The sequence below is a fragment of the Porphyrobacter sp. ULC335 genome, from assembly GCF_025917005.1.
Taxonomy (GTDB): Bacteria; Pseudomonadota; Alphaproteobacteria; order Sphingomonadales; family Sphingomonadaceae; genus Erythrobacter.
Genome location: NZ_CP078091.1, coordinates 2681350 through 2706152, shown reverse-complemented (window position 1 = coordinate 2706152; position 24803 = coordinate 2681350). Strand labels below are relative to the sequence as shown.

The following is a 24803-nucleotide window of genomic DNA, read 5'->3' as shown; positions in this document are numbered from 1 at the left end:
ATCAACGAGCAGACTTTCGATGAATCCGCGGATCCTCGTCGTCGAAGATGAGTTTCTCATCGCGCAGGACATCGCAGACGCTTTGAGGCTTGGCGGCTTCGAGGTGTTGGGGCCATGCCCGACCGTCGAAAAGGCGCTGGCCTACCTTGACGATTCCGCTCGCTGCGATGCGGCGGTTCTCGACGTGTCTTTACGGAACCAGAGCTCGCTGCCGGTCGCAAAATTGCTGACAGAGCTGGGCATTCCCTTTGCGGTCGTGACAGGTTTCAGTCCGGGCCAGCTGCCTGCGGAGATGGCGGGGGTGCCCGTGCTGACAAAGCCTTGGGACAATATGGAACTTGTGAAGGTGATGCAGCGGCTCTTATCGCCCGGTTGATTTTCTTCGCTGGCCGGATGGCCTCGCTCAGGCAGCCTGATCGGGCGAGACGGGCCTTGCCGAAAGCTCGCGCCGCAGCAACTTGCCGATGGGATCGCGCGGCAGCTGGTCGACGAATTCGATATATCGGGGCCGCTTGTATCCTGCGATCTGGCCCTTGAAGCGCGCGGTGATGTCTTCGCGGGTGAGAGTGTGGCCGGGTCTCAGCACCACGAAGGCCTTCACCGCCTCGCCCCACTGCTTGTCCGGCACGCCGCAGCAGCCCGCGTCGGCGACCTCGGGCATGGCGGCGAACACCGCGTCGACCTCGGCCGGATAGACATTCTCTCCGCCGGTCTTGATCAGCTCCTTGGCGCGGCCAAGCAGATAGCCGCGCCCGCGCGCGTCCATGGTTCCGAGATCGCCGGTGCGCAGCCAGCCGTGGCCCAATGCCGCCTCGCTCGCTTCAGGATTGCGCCAGTAGCCGAGCATCACGGATGGTCCGCGCAGGCACAACTCGCCCTCCTCGCCCGGGGGAAGGTGATTGCCCTCCGGATCGAGCACGGTCATGGTCACGTGCGGCAGCGTCCACCCGATCGAGCGGGGTGCTTCGAGCATATCGGGGTAGTCCATGAAGGTCGCAAAGCCGCAAATCTCGGTCTGGCCGTAGCCGCCGACGACGCGGGCATCCCATTCCTTTTCGATGAACTCGTACATCTGCGGGCGGCCCATGCCGGCGCCCCCGGTGTAATTGGTGAGCGGCATCACGCCATTGCGGATGGGCTCCATTGCCTGCCACGGGAAAGAGATGGTCGGGAAGGCGCTGGTGGTGGTGCAGCCTTCGCGGTGGAGCAGATCGAGGATGGCCGCGTTATCATCGTCGCGGCCCGCGAACACCGATGTGCCGCCGCAAGCGAGCATCGCGGCGACCTGCTGCATGCCGACGACATGGAACAGCGGATTGACCGAAAGCAGCACCTCGTTGTGCGTGAAGCGCCGGTGCTGTGCAAAGCCGAGCGCGCTGGCGGCAACCGCGCTCCCGGCCTGAAGGCAGCCCTTGGGCCGTCCGGTCGTGCCGCTGGTATACATCATGTAGATCGGGCGTTCGGGCGCGAGGTCGAGACCCAGATCGAAGGCGTGGGGGGCCGGGGGGAGGGCGGTTGATGCGGCGGTTTCGAAATGCCCGTCCGCCGCATGGGCCTCGTCCACCATGTGCAACTCTCCCGCCTCGGCCCCGTCCAGCAAGGCGGCAAAGCGCGGGTTGGCGAAGGTCATTGCGGGCTCGGCATTGCCGCAAATCCACGCAATTTCGGCCGGGGCGAGCCGCCAGTTGAGCAGCACCGCAATCGCCCCGATCCGGCCGGATGCGAGCAGGATGGTGAGGAACGGCGCTCCATCGGTCAGCAGCAGCGCGATACGATCACCGGGGCCAATGCCGCGCGCCAGCATCCATTGCGCAAGGTTGGTGACGCGGGCGTCAAGCTCGGCCCAGGTCAGGCGCTGGTCGCCGTCGACGGTCGCAAGGCGGTGGGCATAGCGTGCAGCGCAGTTCGCCAGCAGCGTGTCGAGGGAGAAGTCGCGGGGATGCATGGCCGCAAACTAGCCTCGCATAGCCTCCTCAGCCATCAGCGATTTTGGGAATGGGCCTCGCCAAGATCGAGGCCGCAGCGCGTGCAGGTGCGATTGGGCCAGGGTACGACGAAGACCCCGCGGAAGAACGCATTCTTGCCGCAGCGAGGACAATTGAAGCGCCGCATCGGCACATTGGCGATGATCAGCAACATGATAGCCGCCGCAAAGGCGATTGTGGAATGACCATAGAACCGGTCAACTCCCACCACCAGCAGCACCGCCAGTGCGAGCACCCCCAGCATCCTCCAGGCGTGGCGCGCGGCGCGGGCGTAGAGACTCAGGTCAGGCGGGCGAGGATCGATCGCGCGAACTCCGTCAAAGTGTCGTCACGCGCACCCATCACCACGACCCGGTCACCCGGGCGGGCAAGCGCGATGATGCGCTCACCGCAGTCGGCGCGGTCGGGGATGTGTTCGGCATGCCCCCCGGCGGAGTTGATGAGACCGACAATCCGGCCGCTCCCCTCGCTGCGATCGACCGTGCCGCCAAAGTAGACAGGATCGCACAGGATCGTGATGTCGTCCGGCCCAAGCTCGCGCGCAAAGGTCTGCGCCAGCTCGGCACCCATTTGCCGTAAGGGTCCGTAGCCATGAGGCTGGAAGAAAGCGATGACCCGGCCCTGTGTCGCCTTCAAGGTGCGAAGGGTGGCGGCGCATTTCTCGGGGTTATGCCCGAAATCGTCGATCACCGTAGTCCCCGAAGGCGAGGTGCCGATCACATCGAACCGCCGCGCCAGTCCCTTGAAGCTGCGCAATGCATAGGCGGCATGGCCGACACTGATCCCCGCCGCGCTCGCCGCGGCTATGGCCGCCAGCGCGTTTGAAAGGTTGTGCAGCCCCGGCATTGGCAGGATCAGCGGAAAGACCTCGCGATTGCGGTTGTTGACGACGGCCGCACGGATGCCGAGTTCGCTCTGGTCGATGGAATCCGGATCCACAGTAATGTCGACACCACGCGCCTTGATGCCGAATGTCACTTTCGCTCCGGCACGCGGGACCAGATATCCAGCCTCCGGACTGTCGCAATTGATCACCGCAGTTCCTGCCGTCCCGACGTAATCGCCGAACAGCACCCTGAGCTCCTCGATGCTCTTGTGATCGAGGCTGACATTCAGCAGCACGCCGATCGTCGGCCGGTAGAGCGCGATCGACCCGTCGCTTTCATCCACTTCGCTGACAAACAATTCGCGCGATCCGATCCGCGCACTGGTGAAGGGGTTGGAAGCGGAGACGAAGTTCTTCATCACCGCGCCGTTCATCACTGTCGGTTGGTGACCGACTTCGGAGAGGATCCAGGCGATCATTCCCGTCACGGTCGACTTGCCCGAGGTCCCTCCCACCGCGACCGAGAAATCGGCTGCGTTGAACAGGCGCGAGAGCAGTTCGGCGCGGCTCATTCGTTCGCAGCCCAGCGCTTTGGCGCGGGCGACTTCGGGCACGGTATCCTCGATCGCGGCCGAGGCGACCAACACCTGATTGGCCGAAGTCACGCCGCTTCCGTCCTGCGGGTACAGCGCAAAGCCATTAGCTTCGAGCCAGGCGAACTTTTCGGGACTGCGGCCCTGGTCGCGGCTGCGATCCGAGCCTGCGACCGGATGGCCAAGCCCGTGCGCGATCTGCGCCAGCGGCAACATCCCGGACCCGCCGATGCCGCAGAAGAACAGCGGGCGTTGTGAAAACGACCCGGCCTTGACCCCATTATCCATATCCAGCTTGGTTATTGGCTTGCGCGCCCCCTGACAAGCGCCATAGGCTGGGCGCCATGACGAATATCGCCATCTGTGCGCCAGCCACGCCGATCACCCGCGATCATCAGACAGCACTCGAACAGCTGGTTGCTGCCGAGTTCCCCAGACACCGCGTGACCTTTCACGACCAGTGTTTCGAGCGGGAAGGGCATTTTGCAGGCGATGACCTGCGGCGCCTGACCGCACTGCTCGAATGCGCCAATGATCCCGCCTTCGACGTCGTGTGGTTTGCCAAGGGCGGTTATGGTTCGAACCGGATCGCCGAAGCTGCCGTTGCGCAGATGAACGCTGCGGCGCGGGCCAAGACCTATGTCGGCTTTTCCGATGCAGGCTATCTTCTCGCCGCGCTCTACCGCGCCGGGATCGGCCAGAGCGTGCATGGCTCCATGCCGGTCAGTGCGCGGTCGGAAGGCGGGCGCGAGGCGATCCGGCGGGTGCTCAAGTGGCTGGGAGGCGATACCAGCGGCGTCGAGCCGAGCCTTGATGGCACGACGCCTGCGGCGGCCTTCAACCTCATCACGCTCGCCATGATCGCGGGCACGCCAATGATGCCTGACCTTACCGGTCATGTGGTGATGGTCGAGGAAGTGGCCGAACATCTTTATGCCATCGACCGGATGTTCTTCCACCTTGCCGGAACATTGCCACGCCTTGCCGGACTGCGGCTCGGTTCGGTCACCGATGTGCCGGAAAACTACGTCGAATTCGGCCAGAGCGAGGAAGACATCGCCCGTTTCTGGTGCGCCCGCGCGGGCATCCCCTATCTCGGCCGCGCGCTGATCGGGCATACATCTGCCAACAGGGTTGTGCCCTTCGGCCTTGCCAGCCCGCCCGCCCGGACGTAACGGCGCGCCCCAAAACTCATAAAGAGGGTCGTCGATGCGCGCGTTCATTTTTCCGGGTCAAGGCAGCCAGAAAATCGGCATGGGCGCGGAGCTCGCCGAAGCGAGCGCAGCGGCGCGCGACGTGTTCGGCGAGGTGGACGAGGCGCTGAAGCAGAAGCTTTCGGTGCTGATGTTTGGCGGGCCGGAAGAAGAGCTGACCCTCACCGAGAACGCGCAGCCTGCGATCATGGCCAATGCGATCGCGACCCAGCGGGTGCTGGCGCGGGACTTTGGGCTGGCGACCAATATGACGGCCGATTGCGTAGCGGGCCATTCGCTGGGTGAATACACCGCGCTCTGCGCGGTCGCCGCGTTCGATCTGGCGACCACTGCACGGCTGCTCAAATTGCGCGGTCAGGCGATGCAGGCGGCGGTTCCGGTCGGCGAAGGCGCGATGGCGGCATTGCTGGGGGCCGATATCGAAAAGGCAAGCGCGCTCGCTGCTGCGGCGGCACAGGGTGAGATCTGCGAAGTAGCCAATGACAATGACCCCTCGCAGGTCGTCATATCGGGGCACAAGGGCGCGATTGAGCGCGCGATTGCGCTGGTCAAGGATTTCGAGATCAAGCGCGGCGTGCTGCTTCCCGTGTCAGCCCCTTTCCACTGCTCGCTTATGCAACCGGCGGCAGACCGCATGGCCGAGGCTCTGGCTGGTACGCTGATAGAGGCCTTTGCCCTCCCGCTTTATGCCAACGTCACCGCTGCTGCCCTGACCGACCCCGATGCCGAACGTGCACTGCTGGTCGAGCAGGTGACTGGCCGCGTGCGCTGGCGCGAAAGCGTGCTTGCCATGCGGGCCGATGGCGTGGAAAGCTTCGTCGAACTGGGCGGCAAGGTGGTCGGGCCGATGGTCAGCCGCACCGACAAGGAGGCGCAGGTGACGAGCCTTGTGACCATGCAGGATATTGAGGCCTTCGCGAAGGAGATGACGTGATGCGTGGAATGCTTTTTCTGGCCGGTGCTGCCCTGACGCTGGCTTCTCCTGCCGCTGCAGGCGATACGGGTGAGCTTGCGTGCCTCGAAAAGACTTATACCGCCGCGCAGCGGGCTGAGCTGAATGGTCTGATCGGCACGGTCAACATTCTCGGCACGGGCGAAGATCCCGCGCTGGCGAGGCTTGCCGAGCTGGTGACAACCACCGCTTCGGCATGCGCCGCGCAGCTTGACTGGAGCGAGGCTGAACTGCAGCCCGCATTGCTGTTCGAATTCGGGCGCCTGATGGAAGCGGGTTTCCTGCGCAACGACAAGCTGACGGAAGACGAGATGGCAGCGATCGACGCTGCACTCGCGACCGGTGACCGGTCCGACCTTTGGGCGGCGCTCGAACAACAGCTGGGTGCCGGCATGGCTGGCGACGCGGACACCGTGAGTGACCAGAACGTCGATATCTTCGGCAGCTTTATTCTGGAAACCGGCGTCGGACTTGATCTGGACAAGGCCGAGCTCGTCGGCGTCTATCTTGCCGCCAAGGCGATGCAGCGCGCCAGTGCCCGCCAGTTTGCTGCGATGTAACGGGAGCTGACCACGATGTTTTCACTCAAGGGCATGAACGCGCTGGTTACCGGAGCATCGGGCGGGATCGGCTCGTCGATTGCCCATGCGCTCGCCAGCCAGGGCGCTCGCCTTGCGCTTTCGGGATCGAACGCGGCCAAGCTGCGCGCCTTCCGTGACGAGCTGAACGAGGCCTATCCGCATCATGACCACGATGGGCACGTGGAAATCACCTGCGATCTGGGCAACACCACGCAGGTCGAAGAGCTGATCCCTGCGATGCTCGATACGCTCGGCACGATGGACGTGCTGGTCAACAATGCCGGCATCACCCGCGATAATCTGGGCATGCGGATGAAGGATGATGAATGGGATCAGGTGATCCGCATCAACCTCGAAGCCAGCTTCCGCCTGATGCGCGCCGCCGCCAAGCCGATGATGAAGGCGCGCTTCGGACGCATCATCAACATCACCAGCGTTGTCGGCGCGACCGGTAATCCCGGGCAGATGAACTATTGTGCGGCCAAGGCAGGTCTGACCGGCATGACCAAGGCCTTCGCGCAGGAAGTCGCCAGCCGCGGGATCACTGCGAACTGCGTCGCCCCGGGCTTCATCCGTACCGCGATGACCGCTGCGCTCGACGAAAAGCAGCAGGCCGCGATCAATGGCCGCATCCCGATGGGCCGGATGGGCGAGGGCGCGGAAATCGGCGCTGCGGTCGCCTTCCTCGCCAGTCGCGAGGCAGCTTACGTGACGGGCGAGACCCTCCACGTGAATGGCGGGATGGCAATGCTGGGCTAACGGCGGCACGGGCCGTGCTGATTGGGGGGGTACAAAGATGAAGTCGATCATGACCGCGGCGTTCGCGGTGCTTGCCCTGGTGCCCATGGCTCCTGCCCAGGCGCTGACCCCCGCTCAGGAGGACTGCGTGGGGCTTGGCATGCCCGAGGCTCTCCAAAGCCAGCTTGTCGATGAAATGCTGGCCAATGACAGCGGGGCGCAAACCACCGAAAAGATCATGGCGCTGGCAAAGGAATGCGCAGTCAAGACTGACGTCGCCCCAGCCAAGCATGACGCCTATATCAACTTTGCCGTGGCCAACGCGATCGTGCTGGAGGCCGGTGATCGGCTGGACAAGACCGGATACCCCATCACCACCCTGAATTCCGCGATTGATGCGATGGTGTTTCTCAGCAGCGATACCCAAGTGCCTTACTTCTCGAAGGAAGGGGTCACCGATGCCGGGATCGATTTCCTGTTCAGCTATTTCGACGAAAGGGAGATGAACTTCGAACCCAAGGGCGAAGCCAATCTCGTTCTGCTGTCGACCTATCTGGCCAGTGCGGGGAAGATCGTGTCGGTCTATAGTCAGCTTTTCGGCGGATAGTCGCCGGCGCGAACTGCAAAGCGCCCGCCAATAGCCACGGACCCTCCCTTATCCCCAACGGAGTCGCCCCTCGCCAAGTCGCCAGCTTGCCCGTACCGTGGTGCGCGCTAAGGTTTCAGGCACTTTTCCGGCGCTTGAGGGCGATTCCTTTGCCCCTCTGCCATATACAGGACCGATAGGGACTAGCGATGAAGGCCACGATCGAACGCGCGACGCTGCTGCGGTGCCTTTCCCATGTTCAATCCGTGGTGGAGCGCCGCAATACGATTCCCATCCTTTCCAACGTGCTGATCGACGCCAGCGATGGCGGTTCTGTGCGGGTCATGGCGACCGATCTCGATCTGCAGGTCGTTGAAACCATGGCTGCCGCCTCGGTCGATCAGGCCGGTGCCATCACCGTGTCGGCACACCTGCTGTTCGACATTGCGCGCAAGCTGCCCGAGGGGAGCCAGGTCAGCCTCACCACCAGCGACAACCGTCTCGAGGTCAAGGCCGGCCGTTCGAACTTCAAGCTGCCGACGCTGCCGCGTGACGACTTCCCGGTGATTGTCGAAGGCGACCTGCCGACCAGCTTTGAATTGCCGGCGCGGCTTCTGGCCGAACTGATCGACCGAACCCGCTTCGCGATCTCAACCGAGGAAACGCGCTACTATCTCAACGGCATTTTCCTGCACGTGACCGACGAGGACGAGCCGCTGCTCAAGGCCGCGGCCACCGATGGCCACCGTCTCGCCCGCTTCACCGTGCCGCGCCCCGAAGGCGCTGCCGGGATGCCCGACGTGATCGTGCCGCGCAAAGCCGTGGGCGAACTGCGCAAACTTCTGGACGAGGCGCTCGATAGCAACGTGCTGATCGACCTCAGCGCCAGCAAGATCCGCTTCACGATGGGCGGCGAGGGCGGCGTGGTGCTCACCAGCAAGCTGATCGACGGCACCTTCCCCGATTACAGCCGCGTCATCCCGACCGCGAATGACAAGCTGCTGAAGGTCGATCCCAAGCTGTTCTTCTCGGGTGTTGACCGCGTGGCGACCATCGCCACCGAAAAGACCCGCGCGGTGAAGATCGGGCTGGATCAGGACCGCGTGACGCTGTCCGTCACCTCGCCCGACAACGGGACCGCCGCAGAGGAAATCGCTGCCGATTACCGCGCCGAAGCGCTGGAGATCGGCTTCAACGCGAATTACCTCAAGGACATCCTCGGCCAGATCGACAGCGACACGGTGGAGCTCCACTTGGCCGATGCAGGCGCGCCGACGCTGATCCGCGAGAACGAACAGGCCCGCGCGCTCTATGTGCTGATGCCGATGCGGGTGTGATCCCCGCCGCCTAGGAGGGGAATTGCCCATGAATGCTGTTCAGGTTCACGTCCGCAAGGCGGCTCTGACCGATGCCGTCTTGGCCGAAGTGCCGGTTGGCGATCTGCCGGATGGCGCGGTGCGATTGGCCATCGAGAGTTTCTCGGTCACCGCGAACAATGTTACCTACGCCGTGGCTGGGGACAGCTTCAAATATTGGGACTTCTTCCCCGCGCCTGAAGGCATGGGCATTGTGCCGATGTGGGGCCATGCGCGCGTGATCGAAAGCCGTCATCCGGATATCGCCGAGGGCGAGCGGGTCTATGGCTACCTGCCGATGGCGAGCCATCTTGATGTGATCCCCGGACGGATCAGCGCAGGCGGTTTCATGGACACCGCAGCGCACCGCCAGCCGATGAGCCCGATCTACAACAATTACACGCGGCTTGCGGCCGACCCGGAGCATGATCCCGCGCGTGAGGCGGAGCGGATGATCTTCGGCCCGCTATTCCGCACCGGCTTCCTGATCGAATACTTCCTGCGTGCACAGGACTGGTTCGGGACGGAGCAGCTGATCGTCACCAGCGCCTCGTCCAAGACCGCGCTGGGCCTCGCCAGCGTTGCGCGCCAGACCTCGCCGGGGATCAGGCGGGTGGGGCTGACCTCGAAAAGCAATGTCGGCTTTGTCAGCGCGACGGGGCTGTATGATGAGGTGCTCGCCTATGACGATCTGGAGCGCTTGCCTGTCCTGCGCAGCGTGAGTGTCGATTTTGCGGGAAACGCGGAATTGCTGGGACAGGTGCATCGCCACTTTGACGCTGCGCTCGCCCATTCGGCGCTGGTGGGCATGACCCATATCGAAGCGCGATCGACCTTCGGCGGAGGCGGGGCGCCGCTGCCCGGGCCCAAGCCCGCGCTGTTCTTCGCGCCCGATCACGCTGTGGCGTTTTTCAAGGCGCACGGGCCGGAGGAGGGCGGCAGGCTGGTCGCCGCTGCTTGGCACGAGTTCCTGAAGGCCGCCGATGGCACCGTGGCGATCGAGCGCCACGCCGGTCTCGATGCCGCGCGTACGGTGTTTACCGCCATGGTCGCTGGTCAGATCGACCCTGCAAAGGGCATCGTGATCGCGCCCTGACGCACCACACCGGCGCGCGTTGCGAACCCGCTCTATTGGGCAAGGAAGTAAGAATGCATTTCGGATTGGCCGCCCGTGGGCTCGCCTTTGGACTTGTAGGATTGGCTGGCTGGTCCAGCCCGCTTGCCGCGCAGGACGCGGGCGCATGGCGGCTTGTGCCGGAAACCGACCTTTCCGCCATGCTCGATTGTTTCGAGACGAGCGGTCAGACGCTGGTGTCCGCGCACCGCGGCGGCCCGACACCCGGCCTACCGGAAAACGCAATTCCGACGATGGACGCGCTGCTGGCCGCTGTGCCTGCGATCATGGAGGTCGATGTGGGGCAGAGCGCGGACGGTGTGCTGTTCCTGCTTCACGATGACCGGCTCGATCGCACGACCACCGGAACCGGCGAAGCTGCGGCGCAGGATTGGGCCACGCTCAGCCGATTGAAACTGAAAGACAACTGGGGATGGATCACGCCCTATGCGATCCCGACGCTGGCCGATGCGCTTGTCTGGGCCAAGGGGCGCACCGTTCTCCAGATCGACTTCAAGCGATCGGCCAACATCGACAAGGTGGTCGCTGCGATCCGCGAGGCCGGAATGGGCGGCAACGTGGTCCTGATCGCCTATTCGGTCGAACAGGCAGCAAGCCTCCACCGCGCCGCGCCTGAAATGCTGCTCTCTGTTTCGATCGATGCGCCCGGTGACGTTGCAGCACTGGCCGCTGCCGGCATCCCGAAGGCACGGATGGTGGCCTTTACCGGCACGCGCCTGCCCCGACCGGAACTCTACCGCGAACTTGACCAGCAGGACATCGAGGTAATTTTCGGCACCCTCGGCCGCCCGCCACGATCAATCGATGCGGTGATTGACCGGTTGGGCACGGACGAACGCTATGCCGAGCTTGGCAAGGAGGGTGTCGACATCCTCGCCACCGACCGCCCGCGCGAAGCCGCCGCCGCTTTGACTGAGGCCGGGCGGTTGCCCAAGCCGGGGCAGTGCGGCGTCAGCCGGGGCGGGTAAGTTCCGCCACCGGCTTTAAGCCACTCCCGGATCACCGGTTCGCGCGATCCTGTCCGGTTGGCCGGGTCAGGCCGCCGCGCGTTTGGTTTCCTTGGCCGTGTCGGGCGAATCCAGAAATTCGCGGATCGCCGCCACGCTCTCGTCCGAATGAGTCAGCAGGAACAGGTGCCCGCCGCCTGCAAAGGTAATGAGCCGCGAATTGGGGATCATCGCGTTGAGGATCTTGCCGTTAACGACGGGGACGATCTGATCATCCTCACCCATCATGATCAGCGTTTCCTTCTTCATGAAGGGCAGCGCTGGCAGGCTGCTCCAGCCCATCATGCACATCAGCTGGTACATGTATCCACGCGGTGAGGGGGGCTTCAGCCGGCTGATGTGGCTGGACTTGTGGTCCTGATCGCCCGTCTTGGTCAGCCCGCCGTAAAGCGTCTTGAAGTGCTTCGCCATGAACTCGGGGTCCACGTAGCGGCGCGGGTCGGCCATCTTGGTGAAGGCGGCCGGATTGCCCGGCACCATCAGCATTCCCGGCGTGGTCGCGATCAAGGTCAACCGCCGTGTTCGCCCCGGATGCTGGAGCGCGAAGTGCTGCGCCATCGCGCCGCCCCACGACACACCCATGACGTCGACTTCATCGAGACCATATTTCGCCAGCAGCTGCGAAGCCGTCCAGCTCATGGTGAAGGGGTTGTAGGGGATCAGCGGATCGGGTGATTCGCCCGTGCCCGGCATGTCGAACATCAGGAACCCGCGTTCGGGCATGGTAGCGGCAAGCGGGGCGACAGCCTCGATATTGGCACCGATGCCGTTGAAGAACAAAACCGGCAGATGATCGGAGGGCATATCGAGCCGCCAGGCAGCAGTCCGTAGCGTCCGGCCGCCGACTTGCTCCATCGAGACGACTGCGTCGTCCATGGGATTGGTCACGTATTCACGTCCTTTCTCACGCCCCGGAAGTGGGGCGGGTTGGGCGCGCACGTCGATCCCTAAACGCGCGCGCCCACAAACTTGCGCAAGCTGGCAGCTACCCCCCGGTAACCCCTGCGCTCCGATACAATATCAGACTTCCTCTATAACGTAGAGTCCCGGTGCGGCTTCCATCGTAGGATAGGTAGCATTGCCAAGGCTGGTGGGTGCGGCCTTCTTCTTGCCCGAGCGTGCCTGCACCCACTCCATCCACAGCGGCCACCAGCTTCCCTTGACCTCTTCGGTGCCCTGCAACCACTCGTCTGCGGTGGGCGGAAGCTTGCCCTTCTTGGCCTGCACGAAGTACTTGGCCTTGGGGTTGGTTGGGGGATTGAGGATCGCCTGCATGTGGCCAGACTGGGACAGGACGTAGGTGACGTCCTTGGATCCGAACAGCTGGGTCGACCGGTACGTCGCCTTCCACGGGGTGATATGATCGGTCACGCCGCCAAGGATGAACAGATCGGCGGTGACCTTGCTGAGATCGACCTTGTGCCCTGCCATCTCGACCTCGCCCTGCTTGGTGAAGGCGAGAGTTTCGAACAGCGTCAGGAAGTCGCCCATCAGGGTGGAGGACAGGTTGGTCGCATCTGCATTCCAGAACAGCACGTCGAAGGCCGGCGGGTCTTGGCCGAGCAGGTAGTTGTTGATGACGTAGTTCCAGATGAGATCATTGGGCCGCAGCCACGCGAAGCCGCGCGCCAGATCGTCTGCCTTGATCACGCCCGCCTTCATCGCGCGCTGCCGCGCCAGCTGCATCCCGTTCTCGCTGACCAGCGAGCCGGCTTCGATATCTGTCGGCTTGGGGTGAAGCACGCAGACCATCAGCGTCAGCGTGCCGAGCACCGGATTGCCGGTCGCCGCGAGCTTCGATGCCAGCACCGAAGCCGTCTGCCCGCCTGAGCACCCGGCCGACACGTTGACCTTCTTGGAGCCGCTGATCGCCGAGACCACTTCAAGCGCTTTCTCGCAGGCCGCGATATAATCGTCCATGCCCCAGTGGCCCTGCTCCTTTGAGGGGTTGCGCCACGAGATCACGAAAGTCTGCACGCCGTTGTCGACCTGCCACTTGATGACTGATTTGTCGGGGCTCAGATCGTTGATGTACATCTTGTTGATCTGCGGCGGGATCGTCAGCTGCGGGATCTCGTAAACCTCGTCGGTCGTGGGCGCGTATTGCAGCACCTCCATGATCTCGTCACGGTAGACCACATTGCCCTTCGAGATCGCAATGTTCTCGCCCAGCTTGAAGGGGCGCTTGTCGACCTGGCTGACCATGCCCTTGTTATGGACCAGATCGTTATACGCGTTCTGGAGCCCCTTGATGAGGCTGAGACCGCCGGAATTGATGACCTGCTTTTGCGCTGTGGGGTTGCCGATCAGCGTGTTGGTGGGGGCCAGACCATCGAGAATGATGTTGGCGATGAAGTTGGCGCGATTCCGCTCAAGCTCGTCGAGCTCCAGATCTTCGAGCCAGCCTTTCATGCCCTTCTGCACGGCGAGATAATACTGCGCGCCGGCGCGGAAGAACGGGTTGTACTGCCACGCAGGATCCATGAACCGCTTGTCCTTGGGATCGGGGGCGAGTTCGCTCTTGCCGGTCAGGATCTTGACCATGTCCTGCGCCATTGCCGTCGAATGCCGGATGAAGCGGCTGGGGTCGGACGCAGTCTCGCGCAGCAGCAAAGCGACAGCGCTGACGAAATCCTCGCGAGCGACGCCGATGAGCGGCCCCAGAGCATTGGTGGACTGGGCTGCTTCGTTCTCGAGCTTCACTTCGCTGCGTGCCATGGAATCCCCTTTTTGCTGACCTTGCGCCCGCCGTTTCTGACGGCATTCTGTTAACGCGGTCTCGCCGTCCAGAATGCCGCTTCAAGTGCCAAGTTGCAAGCGCGCTAACGGGGGCGATCTCGTCCGGCGTATCGGCAATGGTTGAAGTATTAAGCATCGCGATTAACGCTTTCATCAGCCATCCCGAGGCAAGAGCGAGCGATGGCCGGGGAACCTATCCGAAAATTTGCAGCGCGCAGTTCGCGCGTGCGAGGCTCCGGGCCGGATCTGCGATCTGTCGCCGTTGCCGAACCGGCTGAAACAGACGCGCGCGGGCGCGGGGATCGGCGCGGAAGCGCGCGTGTGCACGCGGAAACGTCGGGTGCGCTGCACCGCGCAATCGACGAGCCAGCCAGCGAGCAGGTTTTCTTTCTTCCCCGAGAGGCGGGCGGCATGACGCTGTTCCTGCTGGCGGCCTACGGTATCGCGCTTGTCGTCTTTCGGGATCTGCCTTCAAACACAACGATGGGTTTCGCGCTGGCGTCAGCCGCGCTGTTTGCCTGCGGACCGCTTTTTGCAGCGACTGAACGTCAGGCCGAGAAGTTCGGTGCGCTGCAAGTTGCAAGCGTGATCTTGGGTATCGTTCTGCCAATGGCCTGCTCCGGCGTCGCGCTGGCCTTGTGGGTTGGCGAGGGGCTGCCTTGGCAGTGGGCCATCGGCACGCTGGTGTGCATCAACGCCGCTGCCGCCGCGCTGTTCGACATGCGGATCATTTCGCTGTTCTGCGGCAAGATCGCCAGCTGGGCGGGCTTTGCCGTGCTTGTCCCCGGTACGGTCACATTTGGTGCTGTCATCGCCGCCGCACTGACATTGTCGCTGATAGCGCGGCTCGAGTGGAACGCTGTCCAGAAGCGCCGCCTCGCACGCGAAGCGCGCGAGCGTGTTGCCGCGCGCGCCGAGGATATTCTGCGCAGCTTCGAGGAGACCGGGCAGGGCTGGTTCTGGGAAACCGACCGCCGCGGACTAATCACCTACATCTCGCCCAAGGCGGCGATGGCGCTGGGCAAGAGCACTGCCGAGGTTGTCGGCCGGCCGCTCAGCGAAATCGTCGATCCCACGCTCGGCTCCGCCGATGCCGAACGGACGCTGGCCTTCCACCTTTCAGCCCGTTCGGCGTTCCACGATGTCGAGGTGCGTGCCGCCACCAGAGGGGACGAGCGCTGGTGGGCGCTTGCGGGACGGCCGGTTTACGATAGCTACAAGAATTATTGCGGTTTTCGCGGCCACGGCACTGACCTGACCGAAAAGCGGCGCAGCGACCAGCAGGTCTCGCGCCTTGCCCACTATGACTCCCTTACAGGTCTCGCCAACCGTGTGCAGATGAGCCAGGCGCTTGAGCAGATCCTCGCCGCACCCAGTGCCCGCGAGCGGGCGTGCGGGGTGCTGATGCTTGACCTCGACCGCTTCAAGCACGTTAACGATACGCTCGGCCATCCCGCGGGCGATGCCTTGCTGAAGCAGGTTGCGCAGCGGCTTGAGCGTTCGATCGGCGGGGCAGGGCGGTGCGGGCGGCTGGGCGGCGACGAATTCCAGGTGATTGTCCCGGGCCATCAGGGTCGCGATACACTTGGCCACATGGCGCAAGAAATCATTGCGGCGCTTTCCCAGCCCTATTCGATCCAGGGGCAAAGCGTGGTGATCGGCGCCTCGGTCGGGATTGCGCTTGCGCCGGAACATGGGTCGACCAGTGACGAGCTGATCCGCAATGTCGACCTTGCGCTCTACGCTGCCAAGGACGCGGGGCGCGGCGTGTTCCGCTTTTATGCCGAGGACCTGCACGCCGCCGCGGAAGAGCGCGCGGAGCTCGAACAGGACCTGCGCGACGCCATCGCCAATGGCGAGTTCGAGCTTTACTACCAGCCGATCGTTTACGCTGCGACCGAGAAGATTGTCGGCTTCGAGGCGTTGATGCGCTGGAACCACCCCAAGCGCGGTTGGCTGAGCCCGGCCAAGTTCGTGCCCATCGCCGAGGATGCCGGGCTGATCGACCGCATGGGCCAATGGGCGCTTCGCACGGCTTGCGCCGACCTTGCCCGATGGCCGCGTTCGATCCGCTGTGCAGTCAATGTGTCCGCGCTGCAATTCTCCAATCCCGAGCTGCCGACCATCGTGGCCAACGCGCTCGCCCATGCGGGGGTCGCGCCTTCGCGCCTTGAACTGGAAATCACTGAAAGCGTGTTCCTGAACGATAATGCTGGCACCGATGCCATGTTCAAGGCGTTGAAGCGCGTCGGCGTGAGGCTTGCGCTCGACGATTTCGGGACCGGCTATTCCTCGCTGGGCTATCTCAAGAAAGCGCCGTTCGACAAGATCAAGATCGACCGCAGCTTCGTGCAGGGGGCAACCGAAGAGGGCAGCCGGAACGGTGCGATCATCGCCTCGATCACCAGCCTTGCAGAAGCACTGCACATGGATACCACCGCAGAGGGCGTAGAGACGCTGGACGAGCTCGAGCTCGTGCGCCTGCTCGGCTGTAGCCACATTCAGGGGCACATCTATTTCAAGCCAATGGACGCCTCGGACGCGACAACATTGGTCTCGGGCGATCTGATCGCGGAAGCCGATGGGCCGCAGTCAGCGCGCGCGCCGCGTCAGAACCTGCTGCGGCGCGTTGTGGTGGTGAACAATGGCAATCGCCTCAATGCCACGCTCCGCAATCTGTCAGAGAGCGGAGCGATGATCGAAGGGCTGTGGAATTTGCCGCCAGGCAGTCCGATCAGGATCGAGATTGATGCTGACAAATCGGTTACCGCGCAGGTGCGCTGGTCGCGCGAGAACCGGGTCGGGGTCGAATTCCACGCGCCACTGCGTCGACGTCCGGACGGTTCTCTTGCCGTGCTGAAAGGCGAGCCCGGACAGGCATGTGACTGGTAAACCACGGCCCGAACGCAGAGTTAGCGCCGCGTTAGTTATGTCCGGAAGGCCTCGATCTTAGCGGAAAAATAACCATCGGGCTTTACACCTTGCGAACACGGTCTGGCGACTTGGCACAATGCCGCGCCCAAGGTCTGGAGGATTGCCCGCGAGATGTCCCTCAAGGGTCTCTTGTCATCCCGCAATGGAGCCCCCTGGCGGGGCGCGACGTCGTCCGCCGCTTCGGCGCTGTCCGACGGCGAGCGGCTCGCCATGCTCGACGAGCTCGAGCAATCGGGTCTCGGCTGGTTCTGGGCGAGCGATGCGAGCGGCAACCTCACGTATCTGTCGGGAGCCATTGCGGCTCGGCTTGATGTTCCGCTCGGCGATCTGATCGGTCATGCGATGACCACGATCTTTGCCGCTGCCGACCGGGAAGGGCGTGGCAAGTCGCTCTCGCTCATGCTGGGCGCGCACAAGGGTTTTGCCGGGATGGCGGTGCGCGCGGCGCGAAATCCCGAAGGCGCAGTGCTGCGCCTGTCAGGTCAGCCCGTCACCAGCGCCGACGGCCGCTTCCTCGGCTTCCGCGGCACTGGCACCGACATCACCGAACAATATCACCGCGAGGAAGAAACAGCGCGGCTCGCGCGCTTCGATTCGTTGACCGGCCTTTCGAACCGGCACCGCATGGCGCACCAGATCGAAGCGACACTGACCGCTTTCAAGGCGGCGCGGCGCAGCTGCGCGGTGATGATGATCGACCTCGATCGCTTCAAGCATGTCAATGATACGCTGGGTCACGGGGCAGGGGACGAGCTCCTCAAACAGGTCGCCGCACGGCTTGAGCGGGCGATTGATCGCGAATGCGAGATCGGGCGTCTGGGCGGCGACGAATTCCAGATCATGCTCCCCGACATCGACGACCGCGGTGTGCTCGGCGATCTGGCAATGAAGATCATCACCATGCTGCGCCAGCCTTACAGTCTCGACGACGGGCGCTGCGTGATCGGTGCTTCGGTGGGCATCGCCATAGCTCCCCATGACGGGGTCACCCGCGAGGAGATCGTGCGCGCGGCCGACCTTGCGCTCTATGCCGCCAAAAATGGTGGCCGTGCGCAGTATCGGTTCTTTTCGGGAGAGCTCGAGAACGAAACCATTTTCCGCCGGCGACTGGAGCAGGATCTCGGCACGGCGCTCCGCGAGGAGCAGTTGTTCCTGCGCTTCGAACCGATTGTCGAAGCGTCGGCCGGCAACACGGTCTGCGCGCTTGAGGCGCATGTCTGCTGGAACCATGCCGAGCGCGGCGTCATCGACGAGGAGGAGTTTGCCAAGATCGTCGAAGGTTCGGCGATGCTGGGCGAAGTGGGGCGGTGGGCGATTGCCGCTGCCTGCGCGCGGGCGGCGCAATGGCCCGGATCGGTGCGCGTTGCGGTCAATGCGCCTGTCGCGCTGTTTCTGGCCGACGATTTCGTCACGGTCGTCGCCAACGCGATCGACAATGCGGGGATCATTCCGTCCCGCCTCGAACTCGAGATCAGCGAGGCGGTGTTCTTCGGCGATGCGAGCGTGGTCGATCGCACGCTTGCCGCGCTGTTTAAACTTGGCGTGCGCCTGACGCTCGACGAATTCGGCTCTGGCTATTCCTCGCTCGCCTACCTGCGCCGCGCGCCTTTCGACAGCATCAAGATCGACCAGAAGCTGGTAGCCGAAGCCGAGCGCCAGGACAGCCGCGAGTTGGGGCTGGTGCGCGCGATTGTGGCGCTCGCAGGGGCGTTGCAGATGGACACCATCGCCACCGGGATCGAAAGCGCGACCTTGCTCGCGTCCCTGACCGAATGCGGGGTGCGCTATCTCGAAGGCCCGATCTTCAGCGAGCCGGTAGACGAAGACACGGTCGAGCAGGAAATGGCCGGCGGCGCGTGGAACATCGACCCCGCTGCCGAACGCACCCGCCGCGCCCGCCGCCGTACGGTGTTCCGCAAGATCCAGGTGATCCATGACGACTATGCCTACGAGGTGACCCTGCGCAACCTCTCCAAGACGGGGGCGCTGATCGAGGGGGTGGCCGACGTGCCCAAGGGGACGCAGTTCGTGGTCGATCTGGGCGGCGGGCAACTCGCCGTGGCGACCGTGACGAGGTCTAACGGCGATGTGCAGGGGCTGGAGTTCGAGCAGTCGCTGATCGAGGACGGATCGGGCGGGCTGTGCACCCGCAACCGTGTCTCGCCCTATGCGCTGGCTGCAGCGGGAACGCCGCTTGCGCCGCTGGCCCCGGGCAAGTTCATCGGCATGGACCAAGGCGGGGTAGTGCCCAAGTTCGGATATGCCGCACCTGTGCGTGCGGATGCAGGGTGATGGCCTTACCGGGTGTTGCGTTTTTGGCGCATGACAAGGCGGCGCCTGATCGCTAATCGGCGGCGTAATGACCGACCTCTCAAAGATCCGCAACTTCAGCATCATCGCGCATATCGACCATGGCAAGTCGACGCTGGCCGACCGGTTGATCCAGTTCACCGGGGGCCTCACCGCGCGTGAGATGTCCGAGCAAGTCCTTGATAACATGGACATCGAGAAGGAACGCGGCATCACCATCAAGGCGCAGACCGTGCGCCTCAACTACACCGCGAAGGATGGCGAGACCTATCAGCTCAACCTGATGGACACCCCCGGCCACGTCGACTTCGCCTACGAGGTCTCCCGCAGCCTCGCCGCGTGCGAGGGCGCGCTGCTCGTCGTCGACGCCGCGCAGGGCGTGGAGGCGCAAACCCTCGCCAACGTTTACCAGTCGATCGAGCACGATCACGAAATCGTCCCCGTCATCAACAAGATCGATCTCCCCGCTGCCGAGCCCGACAAGGTCAAGGCCGAGATCGAGGACATCATCGGGCTCGACGCATCCAACGCCGTCCTCGCCTCCGCCAAATCGGGCATCGGCATCGAGGAAGTGCTCGAAGCCGTCGTCCAGCGCATCCCCCCGCCCAAGGGCAAGATCGACGCGCCGCTCACCGCCAGCCTCGTGGACTCATGGTACGACCCGTACCTCGGCGTCGTCATCCTCGTCCGCGTGATCGACGGCAAGCTCACCAAGGGCCTCAACATCCGCTTCATGCAGGGCGGCACCCAGCACCTTGTCGACCGCGTCGGCTGCTTCACGCCCAAGCGCACCGACTTGCAGGAACTCGGCCCGGGCGAGATCGGCTTCATCACCGCGCAGATCAAGGAAGTCGAACAGGCCCGCGTCGGTGACACCATCACCACAGTGAAGAACGGGTCTGACACCCCGCTTCCCGGCTACAAGGAAGTGCAGCCGGTGGTGTTCTGCGGGCTGTTCCCTGTCGACGCTGCGGACTTCGAGAAGCTGCGCGAGAGCATCGGCAAGCTGCGCCTCAATGATGCCAGCTTCAGCTTCGAGATGGAAAGCTCTGCCGCGCTGGGCTTCGGCTTCCGCTGCGGGTTCCTCGGCCTGCTGCATCTGGAGATCATCCAGGAACGCCTCAGCCGCGAATACGACCTTGACCTGATCACCACCGCGCCATCCGTGGTGTACCGCATCCACCTCGGCCATTCGAAGACCGAGGACGCCAAGGTGATCGACATCCACAACCCCGCCGATTGGCCCGATACCAACCGGATCGAGGTGATCGAGGAGCCGTGGATCAAGGCGGTGATCTACACGCCGGACGAGTACCTCGGCGCGATCCTCAAGCTGTGTCAGGACCGCCGCGGCATCCAGACCGAACTCACCTATGTCGGCGGCCGCGCGCAGGTGACCTATGAACTGCCGCTCAACGAAGTGGTGTTCGACTTCTACGATCGCCTGAAGTCGATCAGCCGCGGGTATGCCTCCTTCGATTACGAACAGATCGGCACGCGCGAGGGCGACCTTGTGAAGATGAACATCCTCGTCAACGCCGAGCCGGTCGACGCGCTGAGCCTGATCGTCCACCGCCACGTCGCCGAAGAACGCGGCCGCGGCATGTGCGAGCGGCTTAAAGACTTGATTCCGCGACATCTTTTCAAGATTCCGATCCAGGCCGCGATCGGCGGCAAGGTGATCGCCCGCGAGACCATCGCCGCGATGCGCAAGGACGTGACCGCCAAATGCTACGGCGGCGACATTTCCCGGAAGAAGAAGCTGCTGGACAAGCAGAAGAAGGGGAAGGCGCGGATGCGGGAGTATGGGAATGTCTCTATTCCGCAGGAAGCCTTCATCGCGGCGCTGCGGATGGGTGAAGAATAAGGCCCTATAGCCCCCTCATCTTCAGAGGAGGGGGTTGGGGGTGGTGGTATGCCCGGGCGCGCCGCTGCGCGCCGCGCAACCACCCCTCGATCCCCTCCTTTGAAAAGGAGGGGAGGAAGATGCCCAAATCCTCCCGTTGTCCCTGCGGAACAGCTGCGCTTCCAGGGGAGGGGCTCGCCACCCCGATCCGAACGCCCTAAAAATTCGTCCGCAGCGCAGCGCTGATCCGGTCGAACACATCCGACAGCGTGATCCCGAGCGACTGAAACGCAATGATCGCGGCGAGCGAGATAATGGCGATAATCAAGCCATACTCAATCGCGGTCGCCCCCGCCTCATCACCCCTCAACCGCGCAAACATGATGTTTCCTTTCAAAGCCTTGCGCGAAAATGCGGGCGAAAGGTTGCGTGGGAATGAGTGGGGATGGTGAATGGGGTGGTAGGGGTTGGGGGGGTGCTTGCCCCTTCCGTTTGCGGGAGGGGGCAAGACCCCATCCTCCCCTCAAGGGGAAGGGAACCACCGAAGGTGGTTGAGGGGCGAGAGGCGATTATGCCTTATGTCGGTTAAATCATGCTGTCACATCCCCTCAGACATGTACCCAGCAAATTGCCTTCGCATCCAAGATCCAGATAAGCCATTCATTTGGCTGACTGTGTTAAACATAATATACATGGATGGACAATATTCAACGGGAGAGTAATTTTCATAATTTGCTGAAATCGTGTAAAATCTCTCTAATGCAGCTTCATCATTTCCTAGAGCTGACAATATATCTTTCGCGAACGCATTTTCAGCTATTGCAATTTGCTTTTCAGTGAGTTGGATGGGTTTGGGATAGTCTTCCACTTCAGCAATCAGAGCAGACCTAAGAATGCGAAGGTAGTCGCGCAAATTGTCATTTCCAAGTTTCTGAATTATAGCAAATTCATCTACTGACGCTTCTGATTTGACATCCGCCAGTGCACTGCAATTTGTCAGATTTTTCTCGAACGCCAATGCATAAATTGAGAACAATTTGTCTATGTCATTTTGAGCAAGCCGCCTCAGGCCCTTAAGTTGAGATGAAGTAGAAAAATTGAAAATAATAACACGAGCAGAATCCGGATCTTTCACGGGATCGATCGCCGCTGCCTGGAATTCTTGGCTAATGCGCAGAAGCACTAAATCATTCGCGAGTATTTGGGTTAAATGATCTGCCAAAATACTAACAAGAGGGCCCTGAGCTCCGATCGACTTTGCCCCATTGACGGCATAATCTGGACTATTCCGCATTGAAACCAGCCACTGATATGATGACTGGGCGGAGCTAGAGATAGGGTTAGAGCGAGTAGCGGGGCGGGTTTGGATTGGCGGCGGTATTGAAACTACCGCCGGCTTCGCCGAGTCCTTCCAAACAGTGAACTCAATCGGCACCGATCCTGAACTTTCGGCCCTGATCCATTCGACCTTGTCAGGCGGCGCTAAAGTAGTGAAGACTACTGCTGATTCTGATAAATTAAGTTGCGACAGATAAAAGCCAACCATAGCGTTCGCCACGCCGCTCTCAACCTTCCGGCCTCCTTCGTCGACATAGCTGGCGTGAAAGCCAATTTTTCCGTCGCCACTTAAAATACGCTGCGTTCCAGCCAACCAAATAAGTGCGCAAGCCGATGCGCATTCGTCGTCTTCCATGACGAGAGTGCGATAACCTCGCAGCCGTATTTGGCGCCCAATCTCCAATGCAGGCTTCAACATCCCACCGGAGCTGTTCAGAACAACTATTGCGTTTTGATACTTTACGGATAATTCTCTAAAGCGTTCTTCATCTCCAGATGAAATCGTACCGTTGAGGAATATTACCTCGGTTCCATTTTCAAGTGTCTCGTTGTAGAGTTCCGCGCCGAGTGCGGAGGTACTAGCTCCGACCAGCATCAGAGCAGACACAAAGAACTTGATTCCGCGCCCCAACTCGCCCTCCAATGGATATTTTTGAAAAGGGAAAATTCTGTTTCCGTCAGCATGATGGGGTTTTTGTGTGGCACTGTCCATCCATGTCTCTCGGTGGATACCAAGCACACCGACTTTAGACGATCACAGCCAACACCGAATCTCGATCGGAGAGAGTCGCAGAGGCAAAGAATAGTGCGGCGCATCGGCATCCAGTGGTGCCAACCTCGCCGCAACCGCGCCTGCCCCTCCGCCATCCTGCGGATGGTCCCTCCTTCGAAAAGCTCAGGACACGCTCTCCCCTGGAAGCGCAGCTGTTCCGCAGGGACAACGGGAGGATCGCTCGGCTCACACCCCCGTCAGCAGAAAATCCAGCGCCCCCAGCACCGTCTCGCCCTCGCTGTCCAGCGACCCCACCTTCGCCCCCAACTCGCGCACCTCAACCGCTGAGAGAAACTGCGCCATCAGCACAAACCGCTCCCCGCCAATTGCAAACACCGGATTGAGCGTCCGCGCAGGCTTGGGCGCATCGCTTTCCGCAATCAGCGGCACCACCACGCGGGTTTTCAGCCCATCCAGCAGGTCAGCCTGACAATCGACCACCAGCGCACCACCGCGCTTCAGCGCGTAAACATCGAAGCGCGCCATCAGAACAGGCGGCGATCCGCGAGCGGCAGGCCGTTAGCCTCCACCCAGTCATTCGCCGCCGCGACCGCTTCGCCATTTTCTTCGAGCCAGCGCGCCGCCTCGGCCTCACTTATCGCGTCGCGCAGGCCGCGCTCGGCGGCCTCGGACACGGTAATGCCAAGACGCTTGGCATCCGCGAGGTAATCGGGCCGGATCGTCATGGTGGTGCGCTTGCGCGGGGCGCTTGGCGCGTTGCGGCGGTTTGGAGTGTGGCTGTTCATGGGGGCAATGTATATGCATGAAGTGTATGCATCAAGAGGTGGATTGCCACGGCAAAGCCGCGGCCTCACGTCGAACGGGACAGCTGACGCCGCCCCGGCCGGGGGGTGTGATGCGCTGGCGCGTACCGGTTTTAAGCTTGGCCTTTGCTGCGTCTCGATCAACCTCACCTGCCCCTCCACCATCCTGCGGATGGTCCCCCTCCCCTAGAGGGGAGGATCGCTGCGCGCCTTCTGGCATCACGGATCAAACCCCCCATCCTTCACCGTCCAAGACGTCTTGACCGGCGGCACCTCGGGCGGTTCGGGCTTCTGCCATTGCTTCACTAGCGGCTCCGGCTCGCTGGCCGGTGCGGCGTAGCCCGGTATCTGGCGCACCGGTTTGCCGCTTGGCTCGAAGACATCGCCCTTCGCGTCCCATTGCACTTCCACCAGCTCGCGCGCCTTGGCGTCGGCGTTCATTGCGGCGAGGTCGCGGGTGCGCAGGGCCACATAATGCGCCCAGGCCGCGCGGGTCTCGTCTGACAGGGCGGCCCATTGCGCCTGCCGCTTGGGCTCCAGCGACATGCGGATGATCTCGATCTTGCGGTCGATGCTGGCGCGGATCTGCTCTGCGGTGACGTGGGGCTTCTTGGCCTCGTGTTCCTTGATCCACTGCTTCTTGAGCCGGTCGAGCTGCATCTGGCTGACCGCGCCGAGGCCCCTGCCGCCGCCGCTGCCCGCCCCGAACCGATCGGGCGCGCGGTTGCGCAGGATGAACATCAGCAGCCGGTCGTTATACTTGATACGCGTGCCGACGAGTTCGCCGTAGGAATAGACCGGTTCCTCCACCCCGTTCATGGCGCGGTCCATGGCCAGATCCTCGATCCGCTGGATGCCCATGTCCAGCGCGGCCTCCCATGCGGCGCGGAAGCTGCCGCCTTCGGGATGGTTGCGCAGCTTGTAGATGTGGTGCTCGCCCACACCCATGCGGCGGCAGGCGGCGCGCACGCTGCCGGTTTCGACAAGGTGGTCGATGAATTCGCGCTGCCGCGCCGCGCTCCATCCGCCGCGCCGCATCCGCTGGCGCGGTACCGGGGTGAAATCCAGTGGATCGGGGGCGGGGAGGCGGGGGGTGCGGGGGTCTTTCTTGCGGGTCATGGGGTGTGG

At 62.8% G+C, this 24803-nt stretch carries 22 protein-coding genes; 12 read left to right on the top strand and 10 right to left on the bottom strand.

Annotated features, from left to right (window positions below; translation table 11 throughout):
• The first annotated feature begins 19 nt into the window (after nt 1-19).
• Complete coding sequence (locus tag KVF90_RS12915; protein WP_264391988.1) at nt 20-376, top strand: response regulator; 357 nt, start codon at nt 20-22, stop codon at nt 374-376.
• A 27-nt stretch (nt 377-403) separates the two neighbouring features.
• Here the strand turns inward: KVF90_RS12915 and KVF90_RS12910 are convergent, their stop codons facing one another.
• The 3 genes from KVF90_RS12910 to KVF90_RS12900 are packed head-to-tail and all read right to left on the bottom strand — an operon-like array spanning nt 404 to nt 3692.
• Nucleotides 404-1945 (bottom strand): class I adenylate-forming enzyme family protein, encoded by a 1542-nt coding sequence (locus KVF90_RS12910; protein ID WP_264391987.1) that lies wholly within the window; start codon nt 1943-1945, stop codon nt 404-406.
• A 35-nt stretch (nt 1946-1980) separates the two neighbouring features.
• Nucleotides 1981-2229 (bottom strand): hypothetical protein, encoded by a 249-nt coding sequence (locus KVF90_RS12905; RefSeq protein ID WP_264391986.1) that lies wholly within the window; start codon nt 2227-2229, stop codon nt 1981-1983.
• Between the two features lie 35 nt (nt 2230-2264).
• Entirely contained in the window at nt 2265-3692 is a 1428-nt protein-coding gene (locus tag KVF90_RS12900; protein ID WP_264391985.1) for a glutamate ligase domain-containing protein, read from the bottom strand.
• 56 nt (nt 3693-3748) lie between these two features.
• On the opposite strand from KVF90_RS12900, the gene KVF90_RS12895 reads away from it, so the two are divergent.
• From KVF90_RS12895 to KVF90_RS12860, 8 genes are all read left to right on the top strand, one after another.
• The gene (locus tag KVF90_RS12895) at nt 3749-4579 is read left to right on the top strand and encodes an LD-carboxypeptidase (protein WP_264391984.1); all 831 of its coding nucleotides are present in this window, start codon (nt 3749-3751) and stop codon (nt 4577-4579) included.
• 34 nt (nt 4580-4613) lie between these two features.
• Nucleotides 4614-5552 (top strand): ACP S-malonyltransferase, encoded by a 939-nt coding sequence (gene fabD / locus KVF90_RS12890; RefSeq protein ID WP_264391983.1) that lies wholly within the window; start codon nt 4614-4616, stop codon nt 5550-5552.
• Nucleotides 5552-6130 carry a hypothetical protein gene (locus KVF90_RS12885; RefSeq protein WP_264391982.1) on the top strand — a complete coding sequence of 193 codons (579 nt, stop codon included), beginning with the start codon at nt 5552-5554 and terminating at the stop codon, nt 6128-6130. Before fabD ends, KVF90_RS12885 begins: the two co-directional genes overlap by 1 nt.
• Before the next feature lie 15 nt (nt 6131-6145).
• Complete coding sequence (fabG, locus tag KVF90_RS12880) at nt 6146-6910, top strand: 3-oxoacyl-[acyl-carrier-protein] reductase (protein ID WP_264391981.1); 765 nt, start codon at nt 6146-6148, stop codon at nt 6908-6910.
• Nucleotides 6911-6947: 37 nt separating this feature from the next.
• On the top strand, nt 6948-7496 hold the full coding sequence (locus KVF90_RS12875; RefSeq protein WP_264391980.1) for a hypothetical protein: 549 nt from the start codon (nt 6948-6950) through the stop codon (nt 7494-7496).
• 188 nt (nt 7497-7684) lie between these two features.
• Nucleotides 7685-8812: a DNA polymerase III subunit beta gene (gene dnaN, locus KVF90_RS12870; RefSeq protein WP_264391979.1), complete on the top strand. Its 1128-nt coding sequence runs from the start codon at nt 7685-7687 to the stop codon at nt 8810-8812.
• Nucleotides 8813-8840: 28 nt separating this feature from the next.
• Complete coding sequence (locus tag KVF90_RS12865) at nt 8841-9926, top strand: DUF2855 family protein (protein ID WP_264391978.1); 1086 nt, start codon at nt 8841-8843, stop codon at nt 9924-9926.
• A 53-nt stretch (nt 9927-9979) separates the two neighbouring features.
• Nucleotides 9980-10933 (top strand): glycerophosphodiester phosphodiesterase family protein, encoded by a 954-nt coding sequence (locus KVF90_RS12860; RefSeq protein ID WP_264391977.1) that lies wholly within the window; start codon nt 9980-9982, stop codon nt 10931-10933.
• Nucleotides 10934-10999: 66 nt separating this feature from the next.
• On the opposite strand, the gene KVF90_RS12855 is transcribed toward KVF90_RS12860, so the two are convergent.
• The gene (locus KVF90_RS12855; protein WP_264391976.1) at nt 11000-11860 is read right to left on the bottom strand and encodes an alpha/beta hydrolase; all 861 of its coding nucleotides are present in this window, start codon (nt 11858-11860) and stop codon (nt 11000-11002) included.
• 132 nt (nt 11861-11992) lie between these two features.
• Entirely contained in the window at nt 11993-13690 is a 1698-nt protein-coding gene (locus tag KVF90_RS12850; RefSeq protein WP_264391975.1) for a PHA/PHB synthase family protein, read from the bottom strand.
• 342 nt (nt 13691-14032) lie between these two features.
• Between KVF90_RS12850 and KVF90_RS12845 the strand changes: the two genes are divergently transcribed.
• The 3 genes from KVF90_RS12845 (at nt 14033) to lepA (ending at nt 20822) form a co-directional block, all read left to right on the top strand.
• Nucleotides 14033-16603 (top strand): EAL domain-containing protein, encoded by a 2571-nt coding sequence (locus KVF90_RS12845; protein WP_264391974.1) that lies wholly within the window; start codon nt 14033-14035, stop codon nt 16601-16603.
• Between the two features lie 153 nt (nt 16604-16756).
• Nucleotides 16757-18937 (top strand): putative bifunctional diguanylate cyclase/phosphodiesterase, encoded by a 2181-nt coding sequence (locus tag KVF90_RS12840; protein WP_264391973.1) that lies wholly within the window; start codon nt 16757-16759, stop codon nt 18935-18937.
• Between the two features lie 67 nt (nt 18938-19004).
• On the top strand, nt 19005-20822 hold the full coding sequence (lepA, locus tag KVF90_RS12835) for a translation elongation factor 4 (RefSeq protein WP_264391972.1): 1818 nt from the start codon (nt 19005-19007) through the stop codon (nt 20820-20822).
• Nucleotides 20823-21018: 196 nt separating this feature from the next.
• On the opposite strand, the gene KVF90_RS12830 is transcribed toward lepA, so the two are convergent.
• The 5 genes from KVF90_RS12830 to KVF90_RS12810 all read right to left on the bottom strand — a co-directional run bounded on the left by KVF90_RS12830 (nt 21019) and on the right by KVF90_RS12810 (nt 24794).
• Nucleotides 21019-21183 carry a Flp family type IVb pilin gene (locus tag KVF90_RS12830; RefSeq protein WP_264391971.1) on the bottom strand — a complete coding sequence of 55 codons (165 nt, stop codon included), beginning with the start codon at nt 21181-21183 and terminating at the stop codon, nt 21019-21021.
• A 216-nt stretch (nt 21184-21399) separates the two neighbouring features.
• Nucleotides 21400-22851 (bottom strand): hypothetical protein, encoded by a 1452-nt coding sequence (locus KVF90_RS12825; protein ID WP_264391970.1) that lies wholly within the window; start codon nt 22849-22851, stop codon nt 21400-21402.
• Between the two features lie 246 nt (nt 22852-23097).
• A complete protein-coding gene (locus KVF90_RS12820) occupies nt 23098-23397 on the bottom strand; it encodes a CcdB family protein (protein ID WP_264391969.1) in 300 nt (99 codons plus the stop codon).
• Nucleotides 23397-23657 (bottom strand): type II toxin-antitoxin system CcdA family antitoxin, encoded by a 261-nt coding sequence (locus KVF90_RS12815; protein WP_264391968.1) that lies wholly within the window; start codon nt 23655-23657, stop codon nt 23397-23399. The genes KVF90_RS12820 and KVF90_RS12815 overlap by 1 nt, the downstream gene beginning before the upstream one ends.
• A gap of 237 nt (nt 23658-23894) precedes the next feature.
• Complete coding sequence (locus KVF90_RS12810; RefSeq protein WP_264391967.1) at nt 23895-24794, bottom strand: hypothetical protein; 900 nt, start codon at nt 24792-24794, stop codon at nt 23895-23897.
• Between the last annotated feature and the right edge of the window lie 9 nt (nt 24795-24803).